The organism is Flintibacter muris (assembly GCF_943192995.1).
In the GTDB taxonomy this organism is placed as follows: Bacteria; Bacillota; Clostridia; order Oscillospirales; family Oscillospiraceae; genus Lawsonibacter; species Lawsonibacter muris.
In genome coordinates this window covers 1-1,785 of the sequence record NZ_CALPCP010000109.1, presented here as the reverse complement: position 1 = coordinate 1,785, position 1,785 = coordinate 1, and the positions used below count along the sequence as shown (strand labels likewise).

Annotated in this window: 1 protein-coding gene and 1 pseudogene; one reads left to right on the top strand and one right to left on the bottom strand. The window is 42.4% G+C overall.

Features of this window, described 5'->3' with window-relative positions:
* Positions 1-338: 338 nt before the first annotated feature.
* A pseudogene (tnpA, locus tag NFS22_RS23495) lies at positions 339-785 on the bottom strand (IS200/IS605 family transposase).
* Between the two features lie 163 nt (positions 786-948).
* On the opposite strand from tnpA, the gene NFS22_RS23490 reads away from it, so the two are divergent.
* Positions 949-1,737 carry a hypothetical protein gene (locus NFS22_RS23490; protein ID WP_251320042.1) on the top strand — a complete coding sequence of 263 codons (789 nt, stop codon included), beginning with the start codon at positions 949-951 and terminating at the stop codon, positions 1,735-1,737.
* The last annotated feature ends 48 nt before the right edge of the window (positions 1,738-1,785 follow it).

Sequence of the window (1,785 nt, the reverse complement as noted above, 5' to 3'; positions counted from 1 at the left end):
GATTGTCTGTATGCCATGTCCTGTGTTATACTCTTTCTCATGAAGGATGTGGCCTCCTCTCGGTTGTGTTAAGTGTGGTAACTCAACTTTAACCGATTTGGCCTCATCCTTCTACTCTTTTCTTCCTCTTTTGTCCAACATGTATTGTACTCCTACAGATCGAATGACCCTGCTGAAAAACGTACTCTTGCAATTTCGGTGGCATTACGCTATAATTAAAAAACTGAACACCCACCGGCTAAAGCTGGTGGGTTCATATGGCAACTAAAAGTTGCGCTCAGGCTAAAGCCAGCACCTTGTGCCAGACTGGAAGTCCGCTAATCGTTCTACTCAAGTAGCTATCCATCCACAACGGTAAAGTTCTTCTCTTCCTCATTCCCTTGATTTTCAACATACTGCTTGATTGTTTCTTCATCCACCTGCCCTACTGTTCCACAAAAATATCCTCGTGCCCACATATGCTGGCCCCAATACTTCCTCTTTATCTCTGGAAACTCATCTTGCAGCAAATGCGATGATCTTCCCTTCAGATACTGCGCTATTTGACTGGGCGCCATTGTGGTCGGATACGATAGCAGCATATGCACATGATCCTTGCTGATACTTCCTCACACAATTTCCAATCCTCTTGCCTTACATCCTTGCCGCAGCAACTCCCGCAGCCGGACTGCTACATTCCCTTGCAATACTTTATATCGGTATTTCGTTATCCACACAAAGTGGTAAAGTGGTATTTTATATCGTATATGGTATGACGTCCTGTTCTGCACTTCGACACTCGGCATCGCTCCTTTCCTCTTAATTCTACCACTTCTGAACCCGTCTGAAAAGGGGTTGCTAAAAGCAGCCACCGCCTTGAGGCGGTGGTTTGAACCTATGTTTTGGAAATCAATGTTTGACTAATCGTGTCAACAAACCAGTATATTACGCAAGAAATGATGTGGGGATGTGGTCACAATTAATACTTTTTTTGACGAAACAGGACTACCACCAATTAGCCGTATCAAGGGATGTCTGGAAAGAGTCATCGAGTTGGGGCAGAATATCGGCGTGTCGATTGCTGAAGTAGATAGCAAACTACATGATGAAATGCGTAATCTTGCATACGATATGTTCTGTTATCAGAAGCTAAATACCAAAACCTTCACAATCCTGGGTAATAGCGATGTAAAGAAGTTACGACTTCAAGAGGATGATATATTTAGTGATTCGGACTCGTTGCTAATCTCGGAGTTTCTATCAAAAAACCTATTAGATGCGTTTGCAGAGCTTGTATCATGCTGTTATTTGAATGGAAAAAGAACGCGCCCACAATTATATGCAGGCAACTTCCACTCAAGATACAGCGGAAAACGGCACACGGTTTTCTTTGCAAGGCGTGGAGAAAACATTTGCGTATTCCATGAGAAATTAGATACTACCAAACTTTCAGTATATCTTTCCAATTACTTTTCAGCATCCGAACAGACGGACATATTGGTTAAAGAAATATATAATATTTCCAATAGTGATGTTTCGTTTGCTCAAAAGCAGCAGGGCATAACGAACGCGATAGAGAAGTTCAACCACAATGCTGAGACCCGGCATAGCTTGATTTCAGGCGCGATTACATTTCTTGATTTCCTTGGCTGGAAGGGACTGTGGCAATCGAAAAATGAAGCAGATGCACTTGATCAAGTTTCGAATTTAATTGAAGATTTTCGAGATGAACTAGTACTTCACCAAGATAGAAAATAGAAGTAGCGGAGAAGCGAGAAATGTGGTAAAATACTCTCGGGTGATGAG